Source organism: Nocardioides panacisoli, assembly GCF_019448235.1.
Taxonomy (GTDB): domain Bacteria; phylum Actinomycetota; class Actinomycetes; order Propionibacteriales; family Nocardioidaceae; genus Nocardioides; species Nocardioides panacisoli_A.
The window spans coordinates 137402-155598 of the sequence record NZ_CP080409.1; the positions used below are offsets into that span (position 1 = coordinate 137402).

An 18197-nucleotide genomic window follows, 5' to 3' on the forward strand; every position below is an offset into this window, starting at 1 on the left:
GTCTCCTCTAGGTGTTGGTGACCGTGTGTCGTTGCGCCGTCAGCGCTTGCGCCCGCCGAGACGAACTCGCGCACCCTCGACTGGGACGCCGCGCCGGAAGACGCGACGGGCCTGGGGGTCGTCGGGTGTGATCTCGCTCGACAGGGGAGCGCCGCGCAGGCGCTCGATGCCCCGCTCGTCGGCGACGGTCCGCGTGACGTCGAGGCGGACCCGCTCCGACTCCTCCAGCAGGAGCCCGCGTGTCAGGTCGTAGGTCCGCAGCGCTGCGCGTGAGCGGGCAAGCATCAGCCCGCCACCATCGGCAGGGAGCCGGTCGAGTGCCTGCTCCAGTGCGGAGCGGAACAGGCGGGCGTAGGCGTCCAGGTGGTCGGACGACGTGCGCGGGGTGATCTCGTCGGCGCGGACCGGGGTCGTGCGGCGCGTGGTCGAGCGCGCCCGCTGCGCGCTGCTCGCGTGAGGGCCTCGACGGGGTCGAGACCTTCGGGCGGGGCGGCCAGGTGGCCGGTCGCCGCCACCGGCGCGCGGGCGTGAGCCGGTGGGCTGGGGGCGGGTGTTGGTCGTGCTCATGAGAGCCCAACTCCTTCAGGGTGTCAGGACCGCGAGACCTCCTCGCGTATCCATAGGTCGCGCCCTTGTCGCGCGACGTGACCGCTCGCCGACCTGGTCGACGGGAGCGGAAGAGGTGACCCGTCCTGGGGTCGCGGCACGCGGAAGGAGTGCCGTGAGCAGCGGCGAAGGCACGCCGCGACCGCCAGGACGGAGTAGAGGCGCGGGAGCGGGAGCGCTCGACCGCGTGAGGGGGAGACCTCCCCGGAGCCGCTGACCCGGGCGCGCGGCAACCACTGAGGCCGCACTCGGACCGCTGACTCTTGTGTCAGTCGGTCCTAGACGGCTCCGGGGAGGAGAAGGGGACCGGCGCGGAGCCGGTCGGCCGCTCAGGTGTGGCGGCGGTGCTGGGCCAGGTCGACGACGTCGCCGTCGGTGCCGGTCGCTCGGGGGGAGAGTCCGAGTCGGTCGCGCTGCTCGCGCAGGCGGGTGACGATCTCGCGGACCTCCTGGGCCTCGCGGATCTCTTCGTCGGTGTAGAGCGTCACGTCGTCCTCCATCTCTGGGACGGTCCAGTAGGCGCGGCCGTCCTCGGTCTTGCGTCGTGCGCCGAGCACTTCGTCGCCCACGCCGTAGAAACGGCGGGGCCCAGGGGCTCGCGCGGGGATCTCGCCGTCGTCGTCGACGGTCTCCTCGGCGTCGGCGAGTTCGGACAACATCGCGACCGCGTCAGCCAGGAGCGTCGCGGCGAAGGCTCGCGAGCCTGGAGCGGGTGCTTCCTCGTCGCCGTCCCAGCCGGTGCGCCACCCGTCGAGGTAGTAGCGAGACGATGCCTCCTCCTGGTGCCTGTAGCGCTCCCGGCGCTCGGTCTTCCGAGCGGTCTCGCCCTTCGGGTAGCGCCGCTCGCGTCGCTGCGAGCGGGCGGGGAGTGTCCGCCACCAGGCGCGGGCGGTGTCGACCGCGTAGGCGGTCGCGAGTCGGGGGGACTCGCGGGCGACGAGCCGCAGGTCGCGGTACACCGCTCCGGCGTCGTCACGGTCCGGAAGGTCCGCGAGCCGTGCCACGAGTCGCGCGGCGAGGTCGTGCAGCGACCAGGACAGCGGCTCGCCGCTCGTGGTCGTGAGCCCTCCGGAGCGGCCGACGCGGCAGATCCCCGCGCTCTCGCCGTCCGGGAAGAGCTCCGGGGTCGCGGCGAGCGTGGCGGGTGCCGGGAGCGTCGCGGTCAGGGTGACGCCGTCGGAGTCGAGTCGCAGCGCGCGGGGCCTGGGACCGCCGCGCGGCAGGTCGAGCGCCGCGAGGGCGTCGAGCGTGTCGGGGCTGAGCATGGTCGGTCCTCTCGGGGCGGTCCAGCGGACTGGTCGGAAGGTGTCCCAGTGGTGCTAGTGGTGGGTGTCTCTATTACTTCTTCGAGAGACGACGACTTGAGGGGTAATAGAGGGAGGGGTCACCTGCGTCATTGGGACTGGTTCGAGCCAGTCGGGGACGTCTCCTCCCGGCGCTCGCCCGCGAGTGCGCGGCGCAGCGCGAGGTCGTGGGTCTCTCGGAAGCCGGGCACAGAGCGGAGCAGGTCGGCGTAGGTGCGCCACTGCTCCTCGGTGCCTTCGGTGCTGAGCAGCCGCTCGAACTCGCGCAGGACGTCGCGCTCGGAGCGCGCGCGGCGGCGGTTGCGGCGAGCGCGGCACCGGCCCGAGCAGGTCAGGCGGGGTCGCCCGCGTCGTGTGGTCAAGTGCATCAGGTCTCCGCACTCCGCGCACGGCTGAGTCCATGACTCCGGCATGAGCGAGACCTCCTTTCTGGGCGTAGCGATCTAGAGGCAAACGAAAGGCGGGGAGCCTCCCGACCCTGCAAGGGCGTAAGACTCCACGCCGTGGCGCGGGCGACCGCCAGCCGCGACTCCGCTGAGCGCGAGTCGTCGGCGCGGGCTCTTCCCCGTGCCGAGGTAGGAATGGGCCTCAGGTGTGCCAACTGCTCACGCAAAACGCGGGAAGGCCCCGGAAGTCGGTCGACTTCCGGGGCCTCCGCAGCGGCAACACGGACCGCGTCAGCCGTCGTCGCCCTCGTCGCCGATCCAGCCGAACGACAGGCGCGTGACCGGGTCGAAGCGAGCGCCGCGCTTCGGGGCGGGCGTGACGGTCACCCGGACCAGAGCGAGGCGCAGGAGTTCCCGCTTCTCGTGCACGCTCGACTCGTCGAAGGCGGGGCGGGAGAGTTCGGGGTCGAGCAGACCGCCGAGGTCCGCCTCCGGAGCAGGCAGCGCCGAGAGACGCCCCCGGAGATCCGCCAGCGTGTCAGCCAGCGCGGCCGTGATTCGTGAGTGTCGCCCCTCGTCGAGGGTGCCCTTCACGTAGTGGTCATCATCGGCGCGCGAGAGTCGTGCCTCCGCCTCCTCGACGCGGCCCGCGAGAGAGGCGCGCTCCTGGAGCGGTGCTGGGTCGTACCGCTTCAGCCAGCGGTCGGCGACCGCGTGCAGGAGTGTCGAGTCCGGGTCGTCGTCGAGGGCCGCAAGCCGCGCCACCCAGGCGCGTACGACCGCCTCCTCTAGGACTTCCTCCTTCACGCTCACCGGGCGCGGGCAGTCGCCCTCCTGCCCGCCGGCCATCCAGCGACGGCACCGGTATGACCCGCCGAAGGTGTTCATCGTGCGGCCACAGGACGCGCAACGCACGAGCCCACCAAGGAGGCTTCGGGGCTGACGGACCGGCACTTTCCCACGTCCGTAGCGCCGGAGACGTTCATCCATGATTGTGAGCATCCGCGCTTGTTCGCCCTCGGTCGCGATCGCCTCGCAGCCGGGAGCCATGAGTGAGACCGTGTCGCCGTTCTGGTTGCGCCAGGCCCGAGTCTGCGACTTCCACGTGCCGTCCTCGCCGCGTTGCTTCTCCGGTGTCAGCCCGACCAGGGTCGGCGACCGCAGCGCCCACGAGAGCGTGTTCACACGCCATGCCCCGCCGCGCCGTGTCGGGACTCTGCGCTCGTTTAGGTCGCGAACGATCGCGAGAAGGGTCTCCCCACCAACGATGCGTGAGACGACATCACGCATCACGGAATACTCCGGCTCCTTCGGCCGGAAGTGTCGCTCCTCGTCGACCTCGTAGCCGTAGGGCGGAGGCCCGCCGAGATAGCGGCCGTCAGCCCGATTGCGGTCCTTTCGGCTCTTCACGCGTAGAGACGTATTCACAGACTCCGACCGTGCGATCTCGCTCAGCACCATGATCGGCATGCGCGCCGCGTTGCCGGTCCGGGTGTCGAGGCCGTCCTTCAGGAAGACGAGTCGACCTCCGGCCCGCTCGACGTCGTCGAGGAACACCCCAACCTGTCCGGCTCCTTGTCGGGACAGCCGATCCAGTTTCCAGACCGCGAGCGTCTTCGCCTCGCCGTCGACGATCGCCTTCAGCGCCGCATCGAAGCCTTCACGCTTGACCCCGCGTCGGTAGCCAGATCGTCCGTCGTCCCGCCAAACCTTGCGGACCTCCAAGCCCTCATTAGCCGCCCACTTGCGGAGGTCGGTTTCCTGTCGGTCGAGCGAGTCCGCTCCGTCGGCTGAGATCGACAGGCGGAGGTAGAGATCGACCAGGTTGACGGTCGCGGCTGCAGCAGGCATTGGGATCCTCCTCGGTTGAGCGGGTACGGCCGGAATGGGCCAGGGCCGGGAGCGCTGCTCAGACGAAGGTCGTCAGACACACCAACTCCCCGAGGAGGTCTGGATCAACCAGCCTGAATAGATCCGCTACTAGTTTCCTCGCCATGACAACTAGCAGAAGTTCAGACGAGGATAGAGCCGCGATCTGGTCGAGGGAATCGGCGGACCTCAGCAACGGCAACCTAATGAGCGTCTATGCCGAACTGCATGCTCAGTACGTCGCTCTCGTTCAGGCGGACGATGACGACGACGCGCTCGGCTGCGCTGAGGTCGGCCTTGCCAGCGTGAGCGCTGAAATGGAGCGTCGCCTAGACGCCGGGCACCCTGATCGCGCTCCGGCGCGGTCGTCCTCTCAGGCCGGATTGGCCTCGTTCGGGGGTGGCCGATGAGTCTGCCGACTGTTGCTGAGCTGCTCGCGCCGGGGCGGTTGCCGGTGTCGTGGGCGGATGAGGTCGCCGCGTGGGCTGAGCATCTTGCCGCGACGGGTAGGCGGGAGAGCACGGCGGCCGGGTATGTGCTGCATGTGAGCTGGCTTGCGCGTGACATGGCGGAGACTTCGGCGGCCGAGCCGTGGGCGGTGACTCCGGCGGCGTTGACGGCGTGGCTTGACGGTCACAACTGGGCGGTGAAGACGCGGCGGAAGGTGACGGGCTCGCTGCGGAACTTCTACACCTGGGGCATGGTTGCCGGGTTGTGTCAGCGCTCACCTATGGCGGGGGTGTCGTCGGTTCCGCCTCGGCCGTCTGGGCCTGCACTGCTGCCGGTTCCGGGTGCGTGGGCTGAACCTGTCGAGGCGTGGTGCACGTGGTTGCGGGCTGGGGCGTGCTCGTCGGGCACGCTGCGCATTCGGCGGTTCTGGCTGCGCCGTTTGGCGGAGACGTACGCTGACCCGTGGGCGGTCACTCCCGATGATCTAGCGCTGTTCATGGCGCGTGACGACTGGGCACCGGAGACCAAGCGTGGCGGTCGCACATCCCTGAGGCTGTTCTACCGGTGGGCTGAGCAGAACGGGCGGGTAGAGAAGTCACCTGCTACCGACCTGTCACCGGTGACGGTGCCTCGGAGCGTCCCCCGCCCGGCGTCCGATGAGGCCGTGGCGCTGGCGTTCGCTCACGCTGACGACCGCACCCGTCTCGCCCTCGCGCTGGCATTGTTCGCCGGACTGCGTCGTGCCGAGGTCGCTGGGGTACATGCCAGTGACATCGGTTCCGAGACGCTGCGGGTAAAGGGCAAGGGAGGTCATGAGCGCATGGTCCCGCTGCACCCCGAGCTTGCCCACATGCTGCGCGCCGAGCTGCGGCGTCGGCGTGAGGGCTTTCCGGCCACGGGTTGGCCGCGTGACCCTGAACCGGGCGGTTGGCTGTTCCCGGCCGTTGATCCGTCCGAGCACCTGACGCCGGACGCGGTAGGTCACCTGATTGACGCCGTACTTCCGCGCGGCACGACTCCGCACATGCTGCGGCATCGGTTCGCCACTCAGGCCTACACCGCGAGCCGTGATCTGCGGGCGGTCCAGGAACTCTTGGGGCATGCCAATCCGGCGACCACTCAGCGTTACGCGGCGGTGCCAGAGGGCGCGCTCGTCGCGGCTGTCGGGGGCGTCTCGCTGCCGGTCATGTCGGGTGGTGAACTGTGAAGCGCCGGGGGCCGGTGCCGGGCTGGTCAACAGTGACGGCTGAGGTCGCGTGCCCGCGATGGTGCAAGCGGCCGCGTGGGCATTACTACGAGGATGCGCACCTGGGCGACGGGCTCGGCCGCGAGCACACTGCCACCTTGGCCGACGTTGGTGGGCTGCGGGTCGAGCTGACGCAGTGGGAGTACGCGGCCGGGGCGGCTGGGCCGGTCACGCTAGCCGCTCCTGAGGTCACGTTCAGGAGAGACGGAAACATGGTCGAGCTGCCCGACCCGTCACCTGAGGAACTGCGGCGGCTCGGCTCCGCGATTCTCGAGGTTGCAGAGCGACTGCCTCAGGCGTCGCTGTCGTCGTCGCGTGCTGAGACGTGAGCGAGAATCCGGCACACCTGCGGCTGGGACACTCCGGCGTAGGGCGCAACCTCGGCGGTGGTCATCCCCGCAACATCGACGGCGTACGCCACGAGGTCGTTGCGGGCGTTGCGGGCCCAAATGAGCCGCTGCTCAGCATCGCGGGTGGCCGCTCCGGCTGCGCGGATGCGCGTCATTAGGTCGGATAGTTCCATCGGGGGACCTGCCTGTTACTCGGGGTAATGCGCGGAGGTATCGCGCCTATGTCCAGGAGTATCGGGCGGGTTCCTCGGGGGAACTATCATCCGCTCGACGTGTCGTCTGAGCGTGATGCCCGCGCGCATAGGTGCGTTCCCCTCGGGTGACAACGGGACCCGGCGGGGAACACGCGGGCGCCCACCCGACCCACCCTGCTTGAAGGCATAGCCTCGATCGAATGGATCATCTGCCAGAGTGGATCGCGGCTATCGGAACGGCGGGTGCGACCCTACTTGCCGCAGCCGCGCTGTACCGGACCTCCTTGGATGCGCGGAAACGTCAGGCCGTGCTCATAGCGATCTGGTACTCCGGCCAGGTCTATGTGCGCAACTCCAGCAATCTTCCAGCGTGGGGAATCCATGTCGAGGTACTAGCGCGCAACGGCGACACGCGAGATGACACCGGACAGGCAAGTCTGCAACCCGGCGAGGAGTGGATTGCGTTCACCGACTTCCCGGAGTCGCTCCAGGACGAGTTACACGCGGACCGAGCAACGCTCCGCCTCCGATTCACCGACAGCTCTGGCCGCAGATGGCAACGTGCTTGGCCGAGCGGACGATTGACGCGCGTTCGCAGCGAATCCGATGGGTAAACATCGCGGCTTCTTGGTCGGCACCCCTACGAGGATGGTCGGGCGAGGGGCCGGGCAGCTAGGCCGCGCCGGGCTGACCTCGCCGCCGAGGCTGGCCGGGCAGCGGGCAGCAGCACCGGGTGCGAGGGACCGAGCAGTGCACCCATGTCAGCTGCTCGACCGGGTGCAGCACGGTCGGCCAGCTGCTCGACACCTTGCCCGTATGCGCTGCCCGGCCAGCCGCGCCGTTCACTCCCCGGCCACGCGCCTGGGCACGCCGCCCGGGCATGCTCCTGGGCGTGCTGATTGGCGTCGGGGCGGGACGCCGCTACCCGGGCGTGCTCGCCGTGCTCGCTTGCGCCGCCGAGCAGCGCGCCCTGGCGACGTGCTCGCCCTCGCCGCCGAGCAACGCCACCCGTGCGGGCAGGGTGCACAGCGGCGACCGGTCACACCCGGGAACACCCGACCGTGCCCACCGTCGAGCAGCTGATCGAGCAGCGCACACGGACAGGCTGCCGAGCATCCGGCCGACCGTGCTGCACCCGGTCGAGCAGCTGGCCCAGCAGCACGCCCAGGAGCGTGCCCGAGCGCACCGGAGCAGCTGGCCGGGCAGTGCACCCCGATCCGCGTGCCCAGCAGCGTGCATGCCGTGCACGCCCTCGCGGCCGAGGAGCATGCTCTCAGGAGTGAACCGGCGCGGCTGGCCGGGCAGCGCATACGGGCAGGGTGTCGAGCAGCTGACCCGGGCGTGCTCGCCGTGCTCGCTTTCGCCGCCGAGCAACGCCACCCCCGCGGGGCAGGTCGCCGAGCAACGAACCGGGAGAGCGTGCGCAACGGCCGACCGGTCACACCCATGGGGGCCAGGGATCGGGACGCGCTGGGCGCGCGCTCCGGCTGGCGATGAAGCCGCTTGGGCGCGCTGCTGGGTCAGCGCTGCGCACGTACCCGGCCACGCGCTCCTAGGGGACGGTTCAGCTGGGTCGCTTGGGTAGGTCGTGGGGCGCTACATCGTGGCCCAGCTGCTGACCGATGCATCATTCCCCCGCCGAGCGTCGTCGCTGATCGCGGCGACTATCGAGGTCGCCGACTTGGGCATGACTCATTCGGGACCTTGCGACGCCGTGCATGACGACGGACCTAGCGAGCGCCACAACGTCCAGTGCGGCGACGAGGAAGAGCGTCGTCTCCACGCCGAACCACCACGCCTCACCCGTGCTTGGCACTTGCGATGCTGCAGCACCGTACGAGACCCCGCCAATCAAGACGGTGACCTGCAGGCCAATGGCGATCATGAAGGGGCTCAGGAAGCCCACCACGCCGTCGCCGCTCCCGTCCTCATCTAGCAGCCGCAGATAGTCGGTTGTGAACAGCCCAACGACTAGGGCCAGGGCAGCAAAGACGATGCCGAGAAGCGCGCCAGCGAGGGGGAGATACGAGTCAACCAGGTTCGCTCGCGCAGCCAGGTCCGCGTTGTGGATCATCCAGAGAGAGCCGCCTACTCCTAGGACGATGCCGCCACCAATCTCCGGAGTGACGAGGACGCGGAGGTCTTGACGCCCTACCGCTGCCCAGAAACCTGCACGGCGTCGCAGACTACCCACGGTCTTGTCGCCTCCCCGCCGCTCTTCTGAGTGCACCTAGCACGGCATCTCTCGCCTGCTGCCAATCGCTGCTGAGCGGGTCCACTCGCTCCCGGGCGATTGCTTCCTTCTGGTTGAAGGTCGCCCTCTTACCGTGACGGTAGCCCCTACCGAGGACATAACCGAAGGCCGCCATGGCCGCAGCTAGGAAGGCTCGGTTGGTGTCGTCATTCGCCACCGCCTCGACGTCCAAGCTGGCCTCTTCCCCTTTCGCCGTGATCCGCTGCTCGATCTGGTCAGCCCCCATGGAAGTGATCCGCTGATCCAGCCGCGCGAAAAGTTCCTCAGCATCCGGGTTCGGCTGCCGGAAAACGAACCTCACCTCCGTTAGGCGATCCAGCGATCCGAGCCAGTCAAGAAACTGGGATTCATCGCCGACTGGCTCCACTGCCCACTCGGTGGTCGGAATCCTCCTCGTGGACTCGCCGAAGTTGAGCAGCGACTCCATAGCGCTGGCGACGTTCTGAGGCGTGAAGCTGGAGTGGCGCATCACCCCCAAGTAGTGCCCGTCAACCAGGACCGCGAATGGAGCCACCGCTGAGGTCTTGCGCCGCCTACGTTCGGTTTGCCAATGGTCGTTGGTCTCGTCGTAGGTGTGCTCCGGTTCCTCCGGACCTTGCCTGTCCCAACCGAGGAGTCCGGTCATGAAGTCGTCGCCGCGCTCGCGGTCACCCGTTGCCCACTTGCGTTGGAACTGTCGGCCCGTAAGAGCGGTGTGACCGCCAGCGAGCACCTGTTCCACGTGTTCCAGCAGCGGGGGGCGCCTGAAGAGCTGCGGGTCACTGGTTAGGGGCCGGCGGTTCAGCCGGTAGATCAGTACGTCGGTATCCCTGCCGCTGAACCACGCCTCGGCGTCGTGACGCGCCCGAGCCTCTTCCATCACCTGATGCCCACCTCCTACCTGTGGACCCTATGTGTGATCAGCTGCTTGGCGAGGAAGCGCGCCATTGGACACGCTGCTCGGGACCCTCTTGGCACGCTCCTTGGCGTGTTGCTCAGCCAGCTGCTCGACCCGCTCGGCCAGCTGCTTCGGCGCGGGAGACGGGCACGTCGATCAAGCAGCTCGGGGCAGCTGATCGACGGTGGGCAAGGCGGGCGTTCCCGGCGGTGACCGTTCGGCCGCCGTGCACCCTGCCCGCGCGGGTGGCGTTGCTAGGTGCCGAGGGCGGAGGACGTCGAGCACGTCGCTTGGTGGCACTGCTCGGCCCGTCACTCCCTGGACGTTCTCCGGCGTGACTCCTTTTGGGGAGACTCCTGGGCGTGCTGCTGGGCCAGCTGCTCGACGGCGAACGCGGCCGGGTCAGCTGCTCGACGGTGGGCACGGCGGGTGTTCCCGGGTGTGACCGTTCGGCCGCCGTGCACCCTGCCCGCACCGGTGGCGTTGCTCCGCGTCGAGGGTGAGCACTGCGAACGCGGCCGGGTCAGCTGCTCGACCGGGTGCAGCACGGTCGGCCAGCTGCTCGACACCCTGCCCGTGTGCGCTGCCCGGCCAGCCGCGCCGGTTCACTCCTGAGAGCATGCTCCTCGGCCGCGAGGGCGTGCACGGCATGCACGCTGCTGGGCACGCGGATCGGGGTGCACTGCCCGGCCAGCTGCTCCGGTGCGCTCAGCGCGGGTGCTCTTGGGCAACGCTGCCCGGTGTCGAGCGCTGATGACTCCTGGGCGCGCTGCCCGGGCAGGTCGAGCACGCCGTTCGGGCGGCTGCTCGGCCCGTCGCGCCGTTGCTGCTGCGGCTGCTGCGCACGCTGTCCGGGCACGTCGCGCGGGGCGCTCCTGGGTGCGCTGCTCGGGTGTGTGCTGCTTCTAGTTGCATCATCATCATTCGCAGGCACGTACGTTCCGCGCAGATTCGCTCGCTTCGACCCTCGCGCGGTACGTCACGTAACGATGCATGCGTGCGTGCGGGAAGGAGTGCAACGCAAGGTTGCGTGCGAGCTTGCACGAAATGATGATGAGTTGAGCGAAGCGAGCGAGCGAGCGTGATGCGAAGCGAGCGCGCGCCGCGATCCTCAGGTTGTTCCTCTGTTCCTCCTGAAGTGTGGTCCTCGGCCCCAACTCAGCGTTGGGCAACGCCCCAACTCAGCGTTGGGCAACGCCCCAACCCAGCGTTGGGCAACGCCCCAACCCAGCGTTGGGCAACGCCCCAACCCACTCAGGAGCGAGAATCCCGACCAACGACACGCCGACCCCCTGTGTCGAGTGGAGCGACCCCGCCTCATATGCTCAGCGCGCGGGCTGCCCAGTGATTGGGGTGGTGCGCCCGGTACCGGCGCCGGATTGGTCGTCGTGAGTTTCGTTCGTTCCTCTCAGCGGGAATCGGACACAAGGCTTCGTCATGCCTTAGGAGCTCCGACCAATGTCCACGATTGCTCGTGAACACGCCCGCGTTGCCTCACTTTCCCGATCCCGCAAGCCTGACGATCCCGAACTCATCGAGGCCAAGCGCAACCTTCGCGCGGCTCGACTGAAGGCTTACGTACGCCGGGTTGTCGACAGTGCTCCGCCGCTCACTGACGACCAGCGCGACGAGATCGCCAGCATCTTGCGTGGAGCTAGTCAGTGAGGGCGAGCGAACGCCGCCCGGCGCGATCCTCCGAGCGGCGCTCAAAGTCGTGTGGCAACGACACCAGGAGTCTATCGGCAGGGGCGACCGATGGGCGCTAACCTTGTGCGCGCAGTTTGGGACCAGCGAGCCAGCGACCCAGGCAAGCACCTCAGCGTTCACGCGCTCTTGATCCTCGTCAAGATGGCGCACACCGCGCTCGACACACCGCGAGACGGCAAGCCGGCGGCGCTCTACTGGGCAGGGTGGGACCCACTCATTGAGACGATGCGCGGCGCGGTACCCGACACCTGCGGCTCGGGCGGCAACTGCCGGTGCGCTCCTTGCAAGAAGTACCGGAGCGACACTGAGTTTGTACGTCGGAAAGTCGCCGAGTTGCAGCGTCATGGACTCATTGAGCGCGCGACCCGAGCACGCCCAGGACGACGCCAGGAGTACCGCATTCTCCTCACGCCGCCCCAACACTGAGTTGGGGCGTTTCCGACGCTGAGTTCGCTGCTGGGCACGATGAGGTGACTCTTGGGCGCGCTGCTGCGCGGGTCGAGCGCGTCGAGGACGCTCCTGGGCACGGCTGCTCGGCCAGCTGCTGCTGGGCTGCGGCTGCGCGGGTCGTTGCTCGTGGCCGCGCTCTCTCAACTGCGCTCAGCTGCGCGTCGCCGTTTGTACTCTTCGTGAATCCGTAGCAGGGGGAGGCTCGGCACGTTCGCGGCCCGCGCCATGTCAAGGATCGGGATTAGAGCTTCCTCCGCGAGAAGTGTCTGACGTCCAAGTCCGCACCTGCCCTCATGGGGAAGGTGTTCCGGTGTCCTTGGCCCTAGAAGCAGGTCCGAGTGCCGCCGCGCTCGGCGCTGTAGTAGTTGCCCGTCGTCTAGGAATCCGTCCAGGCGGTCGCACTCAAGGACGTATCCCACTCGGTACGTGTCGGGGTGAGGTACGTCGGGCAGCGCCCCGGCGTGACGCTCAATGCTCGGCAGCGTGTGGATTGGGTGAAACCCGCGTTGGCGCGGGTCGTCCCGACTGATAAACAGCTTGCGGCCGGGATCGGTGAGTTCGTATCGGCCACGACCAGGGGATGACCACCATCTGAGCTCCCCGGTGGCCGTGGTGCCGTAGCGAAACGTAATGACGGTGTATGGGGCACGCTGTTTCGCTGCGTGGTCGCAGTACGTCTTGTGGTCGTCGCAATAGATCTTGTGGTCGCAGTAGACGGTGAGGGAAAACGTGACTGCCGGATCGGGTTGCGGGGACCTATGGGCCGTCACGACTCGTCTCCGAACGTGATCGGCACAGACTCGGGGTTGAACTCCGCGCCATTGCCGGGGCCTATCCGATCGATAGCAATCTTCATCTTGAGGCGGTCAGAAAGCGCGCGGAGCACGCGGCGTTTTCTCTCAACGTCGGCGCGCTTCCATGCCTGCCGGGCCGTGTCGCCGGTGAACTCTGACAGATCGTCGTCCGGCTCTGACCTGTGTAGGCGTGCCCTCTCGGCCTCCAGCTCGGGGCGGACTCTAGCGGTGATCCGCGTCAACTGCTCGCCGTCGATGAGGTCGTTGCTGAACTGATCGGCGGCTAGGTCGAGCTTGGCCCTCAGCTCCTTGATTCGGGTGCGCGCCTCCTCAGCTGCGGCCGGGTCGCCACCCAACATCTTGACGCCGTTCCGCTCTAGGAGGTCGATTACGACACTCTCGACAACCTCGTCAACGTCGGACATGCGACGCTGCACCTTCATGCAACCGGCGTGAGGGCACTTGTATGAGTGCGGGTAAACACGGAGTTTCGTGGGCGCTTCGGTCGCGTTCTTCCGCTTGTATCCCTTCACCTTGTATGTGAACTCGTTGGTTCCTACAACGGGCCGGTCGCACTCGCCACACAGCGCGATGCCCGTCAGGAGATAGCGGATCGCTGTCCCGCGGTTGTTCGCCCGGCGTGCCGGATCGGTCAGGGTCGCTATGACCCTCTCGTGCGTCTCTCGGTCGATGATCTGCGCCCATTGGCCCGGTCCGACCTCCCGGCCGCGATGGGATCGCACGCCACAGTTGCGCCATCTCAGGAGCATCCGTCGCAACGTCTGTGTCTGCCACGGCCCACCGGTCGCGGTGGTTATTCCTCGGTCGTTCAGGTCGTTGCGGATCTTCCATAGCCCCTCGCCCGCGAGGAGGCGCCTCACGCACTCGCGGATGACTGCGGCTTCGGCTTGGTTCACCCGTAGGTTCTTCTGCCCGTCGGTGTCCACGAAATCCCAGCCGAATGGCCTGGGACCGACATGCCGTCCGGCTGAGGCCAGCTCGGCATGCTTGGCTCTGAGTCTGCGTGAGGATTGCTCGACCTCGTATCGGGCCACCGTGCCCTTCATTCTTGCGAGCATCCTGCCTTGCTCGGTCGCGAGGTCAATGTCACCGCCGACGCTCGCCAGCCTCAGGCCTTGCCGCTCGGCCCAGTCGATGACGTCCTCTAGCTCTCGCGGCGTGCGTGTGAGCCGGTCAACATCCCAGACTATGACGGCTTCGATCTGCCCGCGCTCGATGTCACGAACCATTCGTGCGTACGCCGGTCGCTCCCTTCCGCTGGTTGCGCTTACGTCGTTGTCCTCGTACACGTGCTGGACATGCCAACCTAGGCGGGCTGCCAACGCCTCGCAGTCGGTGCGTTGCCGAGCGACACCGAGCCCAGTGCCGTCCGTGTCGCTGCTGATCCGCACATAGATCCCGGCTCTCATGTGCAAGAGACTACTAGTGAACACTTGACCCCGACCGGGTGTTCGTCGCCCGCGACGGTCGCCACGAGCTGACGAACCTCGTCCTCACCGAGTCGCAGGTGACCGAGCTGGTCGAACGGATGCTGAAGACGACCGGTCGGCGCATCGACCTGTCGCGCCCGTTCGTCGATGCGATGCTGCCCGGCGGCCACCGCCTCCACGTGGTGCTGCAGGGCATCACCCACGGCTTCACGGCCGTCAACATCCGCAAGTACGTCGTCCGCGCCCACCAGCTCTCCGAACTGGTCGAGCTGGGCAGCATGCCGCTGGAGGCGGCGCGCTTCCTGGAGGCGTCGATGCGGGCGGGCCTCAACGTCCTCATCGCCGGCGGGACCCAGGCGGGCAAGACGACCCTGCTCAATTGCATGGCCGCCGCGATCCCCGGGGGCGAGCGGGTGGTGAGTGCGGAGGAGGTCTTCGAGATCCAGTTCGCGCACCCGGACTGGGTGGCGATGCAGACCCGCCAGGAGGGACTGGAGGGCACCGGCGAGGTCCGGCTGCGCGACCTGATCAAGGAAGCGCTCCGCATGCGCCCCAGTCGACTCATCGTGGGTGAGGTGCGTGCCGAGGAGGCCCTCGACCTGCTCCTGGCGTTGAACAGCGGTCTGCCGGGGCTCTGCACCATCCACGCCAACAGCGCCCGGGAGGCCCTCACCAAGGCCTGCACGCTGCCGCTCCTGGCCGGTGAGAACATCTCGGCCCGTTTCGTCGTCCCCACGGTCGCCTCCGCGGTGGATCTCGTGGTCCACCTGGAGGTCAGCACCAAGGGCCAGCGCCGGGTGACCGAGATCGTGGCCGTGCCGGGGCGCAGCGAGTCCGACATCATCGAGACCACGCCGATCTTCGAGCTGGTCGACGGTCGCCTCCGTCGCGGCCTGGGCATGCCGCCGCGGCTGGAGAACTTCGAACGCGCGGGCATCGACGTCCACCGCCTGTTGCAGGGGGCGTGAGCGATGGGCGCACTGGTCGGGCTCGGCTTCGGGTTGGGGGCGCTGCTGATCTTCTCGGCGTTCGCCTGGCCGTCGGTCCAGCGCACCTCGGCGGGGCGGCCGGGCCGGTGGGCCCGTCTCCTCGAGGAGGCCGGCATGAGCACCGTCTCCCCGCGATCCTTGGCGCTGCTGAGTCTCGTTGCCGGTCTCGGCGCCGCCCTCGTGGCGCTGGTCGTCTCACGCACCGCTCCGATCGCGATGGTCGTGGGAGCACTCGCGGCGTACCTCCCCGTGGCGGTCGTCTCCGGTCGTGTACGACGTCGTCGCCGGGAGTTCGCGGAGGTGTGGCCCGAAGCGGTCGACGACCTGGCCAGCGCGGTCCGGGCGGGCATGTCGCTGCCTGATGCCGTCGCGGCGCTCGCAGACCGTGGCCCGGAGTCCCTGCAACCCGCCTTCGCCGCCTTCGCGCTGGACTACCAGCTCTCCGGCCGCTTCGGTGAGAGCCTCGATCGGCTCAAGGTCCGGCTGGCCGACCCCGTCGGGGACCGGGTGATCGAGGGACTCCGCGTCGCGCGCGACGTGGGTGGCGGCGAGCTGGGCCGACTCCTGCGCAACCTGTCGGGCTACCTGCGGGAGGACCTCCGCACCCGGTCCGAGCTCGAGGCCCGGCAGTCGTGGGCGGTCAACGGTGCACGCCTGGCTGTGGCCGCGCCGTGGCTGACGTTGTTGCTGATGAGTTTCCAGACCGACGTCGTCACCCGCTACCGGTCGGCGACCGGCGCCCTGATTCTCGCCGGAGGCGCGATCGCGTGTGTTGTCGCCTACCGCGTGATGATGCGGATCGGTCGCCTCCCGGCCGAGCGTCGGGTGCTGCACGGCGGGCCGGCATGAGTCTCGCGATCTGGGGCGGCGTGCTCGGGGGACTGCTGGGGAGCGGTCTCCTCCTGGTGGTGGCGCGGGTCCTCGTGCTGCGCCGCGCTCCGCTGGAGGCCCGGGTCCTGCCCTACGTTCGGGACCTGGCGCCGGTGGCGCCGGCGCCCGTGGCGGCCCCGTCGGCCGGCGTGGTCGGTGCGGTTTTCGGCCCGCTGCTGCGCCGGGCCGCTGACGGGGTCGAGCGGGTCCTCGGCGGTGCCCCGTCGGTACGCCGCCGCCTCGCCCGCGCGGGCATCGACCGCACCGTCCACGACTTCCGTGTCGAGCAGGTGCAGTGGGGGCTGGTTGGCTTCTCCGTCACCGCGGCGTACGGCGTGCTGCGCACCTGGACCGCGGCGACCAATCCGGTGCCCATGGTCGTGCTGGCCCTGGTGGGGTTCGTGCTCGGCGTGTTGTGGCGCGACAACCGACTCACCGCTCAGGTCAAGCAGCGCGAGCGGGCCGTGCTCGCCGAGTTCCCGATCCTCGCCGAGCTGCTCGCACTCGCGGTGGCGGCCGGCGAGGGTCCGGTCGCGGCCCTCGACCGAGTCGTCCGCCGCAGCGGTGGCGCACTGTCGGCGGACCTGTCCCGCGTGCTCGCCGCCGTCCGGACCGGGCAACCGGTGGCCGACGCCTTCGACGAGTTGGCCGCGACGACCGGGGTGCCGGTGGTGGCGCGCTTCGCCCACGGGCTCGCCGTCGCCCTCGAGCGCGGCACGCCCCTCGCCGACGTCCTGCACGCCCAGGCAGCCGACGTGCGGGAGTCGGGTCGCCGCGAGCTCATCGAGCAGGGGTCGCGCCGGGAGATCTTCATGATGGTCCCCGTCGTGTTCCTCGTGCTCCCGGTGACCGTGATCTTCGCCTTCTGGCCCGGGCTGGTGGGCCTCTCCCTGACCACACCATGAGGAAGGAACCCGATGAACCCGATACTGCTCACCCTGCTGGGGTGGTGGACCGCCCTCTCGGCGCGGTTCGACCGCGATGACCGCGGAGACGTCCCCGGCTGGGTGCTGGTGACCGTGATGACCGTGGCGCTCGTCGCCGGGATCTGGACCATCGCCGAGACGGAGCTGCGCCAGATGCTCCGCTCCGCGCTCAACTCCGTGCAGTGACGTCCCGGCACGGCCCGCGGCGCGGGCGCGAGAGGGGCGCCGCCGTCGTCGACTTCGTGCTCGTCGTGGTGCTGCTGCTCCCGATCGTGCTCGGCATCATCCAGGTCGGGCTGGTGCTCCACGTCCGCAGCACCCTGGCGGCCGCGGCCTCGGAGGGAGCGAGGTACGGCGCCACGGCCGACCGCACGGCGATCGACGGCGCGGCGTACACCCGTCGACAGATCCGCGACGCGATCGGTGGCGAGTTCGCCTCGCGGGTCTCTGGCCGGTTGGCGCTGGTGGACGGCCGACCGGGGGTCGAGGTGCGCGTGCGTGCCACCGTCCCGGCGTTGGGCCTGGGTGGGCCCGGGGTGTCGTTCTCCGTCGCGGGCCACGCGGTGGCGGAGCAGCCGTGAGGCGCCGCGACGACCGGGGCACTGCCGTGGTGGAGATGACGTGGCTGACGGTGCTGCTCCTCGTCCCGCTGCTGTGGGTCGTGGTGTCCGTCTTCGATGTGCAGAGCGGTGCGTTCGGCACCAGCGCCGCGGCCCGCGCTGCGGGCCGTGCCTACGCCCTTGCGCCGTCGGACGCGGTGGGGGAGCAGCGAGCGGAGGCGGCCGCCCGCCAGGCGCTGGCCGACCAAGGACACCAGGACGTGCCGCTGTCGGTGCAGGTGAGCTGTACGCCGTTCCCGCGCCGGTGCCACAGCGGCACGTCGGTCATCACGGTCCGGGTCGCGACCAGCGTGCACCTGCCACTGCTGCCGGACCTCTTCGGCATGGGGCAGCCGCGGTTCGCCCTGGACGCGACGCACACCGTCCCGATCGGCCAGTACCGGGAGGTCGCGCCGTGAGGCGGCCGATGAGTCGGTCGTCCTCCGACCGCGGCCAGGCCAGCGTGATCATCGTCGGGTTCGCGTTCGTGATCCTCATGCTGGTGGTGGTCGTGGTCGACGCGAGTGCTGCCTATCTCAAGCGGCAGAGCCTGGACTCCCTCGCCGACGGTGCGGCGCTGCGCGGCGCCGACCTGGCTGCGCAGGGGGAGGAGGTCTACTCCGGCGGCCTGGACGAGGGCGACCTCGCCCTCAGTCGCGCCGAGGCGCACGCGGCCGTCCGGACCTACCTGCGTGAGGTCGGCGCACGCCGCGACCACCCCGGCCTGACCTACACCGTCTCGGTCAGCGCGGACCGCATCGTCGTCCGTGTCACCGCCCCCGCGGACCTGCCGTTGCAGCTGCCCGGGGGCGCGATCGACACCACGGTCACCTCCACCGGATCGGCCGTCGTACGCCCCGAGGTCGACTGAGCAC

At 69.1% G+C, this 18197-nt stretch carries 18 protein-coding genes; 10 read left to right on the plus strand and 8 right to left on the minus strand.

Annotated elements, in window-relative coordinates:
* Positions 1 to 39: 39 nt before the first annotated feature.
* The 4 genes from KUV85_RS00685 to KUV85_RS00700 all read right to left on the minus strand — a co-directional run bounded on the left by KUV85_RS00685 (position 40) and on the right by KUV85_RS00700 (position 4147).
* Positions 40 to 567: a hypothetical protein gene (locus KUV85_RS00685; RefSeq protein ID WP_219961303.1), complete on the minus strand. Its 528-nt coding sequence runs from the start codon at positions 565 to 567 to the stop codon at positions 40 to 42.
* A gap of 368 nt (positions 568 to 935) precedes the next feature.
* Positions 936 to 1871 (minus strand): hypothetical protein, encoded by a 936-nt coding sequence (locus KUV85_RS00690; protein WP_219961304.1) that lies wholly within the window; start codon positions 1869 to 1871, stop codon positions 936 to 938.
* Between the two features lie 128 nt (positions 1872 to 1999).
* On the minus strand, positions 2000 to 2278 hold the full coding sequence (locus tag KUV85_RS00695) for a hypothetical protein (RefSeq protein WP_219961305.1): 279 nt from the start codon (positions 2276 to 2278) through the stop codon (positions 2000 to 2002).
* 309 nt (positions 2279 to 2587) lie between these two features.
* Positions 2588 to 4147 carry a recombinase family protein gene (locus KUV85_RS00700; protein ID WP_219961306.1) on the minus strand — a complete coding sequence of 520 codons (1560 nt, stop codon included), beginning with the start codon at positions 4145 to 4147 and terminating at the stop codon, positions 2588 to 2590.
* Between the two features lie 424 nt (positions 4148 to 4571).
* On the opposite strand from KUV85_RS00700, the gene KUV85_RS00705 reads away from it, so the two are divergent.
* Together KUV85_RS00705 and KUV85_RS17675 are read left to right on the plus strand one after the other, a co-directional pair.
* The gene (locus KUV85_RS00705; RefSeq protein ID WP_219961307.1) at positions 4572 to 5822 is read left to right on the plus strand and encodes a tyrosine-type recombinase/integrase; all 1251 of its coding nucleotides are present in this window, start codon (positions 4572 to 4574) and stop codon (positions 5820 to 5822) included.
* A gap of 32 nt (positions 5823 to 5854) precedes the next feature.
* Complete coding sequence (locus tag KUV85_RS17675) at positions 5855 to 6190, plus strand: DUF6907 domain-containing protein (RefSeq protein ID WP_425299375.1); 336 nt, start codon at positions 5855 to 5857, stop codon at positions 6188 to 6190.
* Here KUV85_RS17675 and KUV85_RS00710 read toward each other — a convergent pair.
* From KUV85_RS00710 to KUV85_RS00720, 3 genes are all read right to left on the minus strand, one after another.
* Positions 6154 to 6366: a hypothetical protein gene (locus KUV85_RS00710; RefSeq protein ID WP_219961308.1), complete on the minus strand. Its 213-nt coding sequence runs from the start codon at positions 6364 to 6366 to the stop codon at positions 6154 to 6156. The genes KUV85_RS17675 and KUV85_RS00710 overlap by 37 nt on opposite strands.
* 1666 nt (positions 6367 to 8032) lie before the next feature.
* Entirely contained in the window at positions 8033 to 8479 is a 447-nt protein-coding gene (locus KUV85_RS00715) for a hypothetical protein (protein WP_219961309.1), read from the minus strand.
* 112 nt (positions 8480 to 8591) lie between these two features.
* On the minus strand, positions 8592 to 9521 hold the full coding sequence (locus tag KUV85_RS00720) for a hypothetical protein (protein ID WP_219961310.1): 930 nt from the start codon (positions 9519 to 9521) through the stop codon (positions 8592 to 8594).
* 1473 nt (positions 9522 to 10994) lie between these two features.
* Here KUV85_RS00720 and KUV85_RS00725 point away from each other — a divergent pair.
* Positions 10995 to 11201 carry a hypothetical protein gene (locus KUV85_RS00725; RefSeq protein WP_219961311.1) on the plus strand — a complete coding sequence of 69 codons (207 nt, stop codon included), beginning with the start codon at positions 10995 to 10997 and terminating at the stop codon, positions 11199 to 11201.
* A gap of 1258 nt (positions 11202 to 12459) precedes the next feature.
* On the opposite strand, the gene KUV85_RS00730 is transcribed toward KUV85_RS00725, so the two are convergent.
* Positions 12460 to 13917: a recombinase family protein gene (locus KUV85_RS00730; RefSeq protein WP_219961312.1), complete on the minus strand. Its 1458-nt coding sequence runs from the start codon at positions 13915 to 13917 to the stop codon at positions 12460 to 12462.
* A gap of 38 nt (positions 13918 to 13955) precedes the next feature.
* Here KUV85_RS00730 and KUV85_RS00735 point away from each other — a divergent pair, with 38 nt between their 5' ends.
* Genes KUV85_RS00735 through KUV85_RS00765 form a run of 7 tightly spaced genes read left to right on the plus strand, consistent with a single transcriptional unit; the run spans position 13956 to position 18193 of the window.
* Entirely contained in the window at positions 13956 to 14906 is a 951-nt protein-coding gene (locus KUV85_RS00735; RefSeq protein WP_219961313.1) for a CpaF family protein, read from the plus strand.
* 3 nt (positions 14907 to 14909) lie between these two features.
* Positions 14910 to 15776 carry a type II secretion system F family protein gene (locus KUV85_RS00740; RefSeq protein ID WP_219961314.1) on the plus strand — a complete coding sequence of 289 codons (867 nt, stop codon included), beginning with the start codon at positions 14910 to 14912 and terminating at the stop codon, positions 15774 to 15776.
* The gene (locus KUV85_RS00745) at positions 15773 to 16702 is read left to right on the plus strand and encodes a type II secretion system F family protein (protein ID WP_219961315.1); all 930 of its coding nucleotides are present in this window, start codon (positions 15773 to 15775) and stop codon (positions 16700 to 16702) included. Before KUV85_RS00740 ends, KUV85_RS00745 begins: the two co-directional genes overlap by 4 nt.
* A 12-nt stretch (positions 16703 to 16714) precedes the next feature.
* Positions 16715 to 16909 carry a hypothetical protein gene (locus KUV85_RS00750; RefSeq protein WP_219961316.1) on the plus strand — a complete coding sequence of 65 codons (195 nt, stop codon included), beginning with the start codon at positions 16715 to 16717 and terminating at the stop codon, positions 16907 to 16909.
* Positions 16906 to 17304: a TadE family protein gene (locus KUV85_RS00755; RefSeq protein WP_219961317.1), complete on the plus strand. Its 399-nt coding sequence runs from the start codon at positions 16906 to 16908 to the stop codon at positions 17302 to 17304. Before KUV85_RS00750 ends, KUV85_RS00755 begins: the two co-directional genes overlap by 4 nt.
* Complete coding sequence (locus KUV85_RS00760) at positions 17301 to 17741, plus strand: hypothetical protein (RefSeq protein ID WP_219961318.1); 441 nt, start codon at positions 17301 to 17303, stop codon at positions 17739 to 17741. Before KUV85_RS00755 ends, KUV85_RS00760 begins: the two co-directional genes overlap by 4 nt.
* Positions 17742 to 17749: 8 nt before the next feature.
* Complete coding sequence (locus KUV85_RS00765) at positions 17750 to 18193, plus strand: pilus assembly protein TadG-related protein (RefSeq protein WP_219961319.1); 444 nt, start codon at positions 17750 to 17752, stop codon at positions 18191 to 18193.
* Positions 18194 to 18197: the final 4 nt, after the last annotated feature.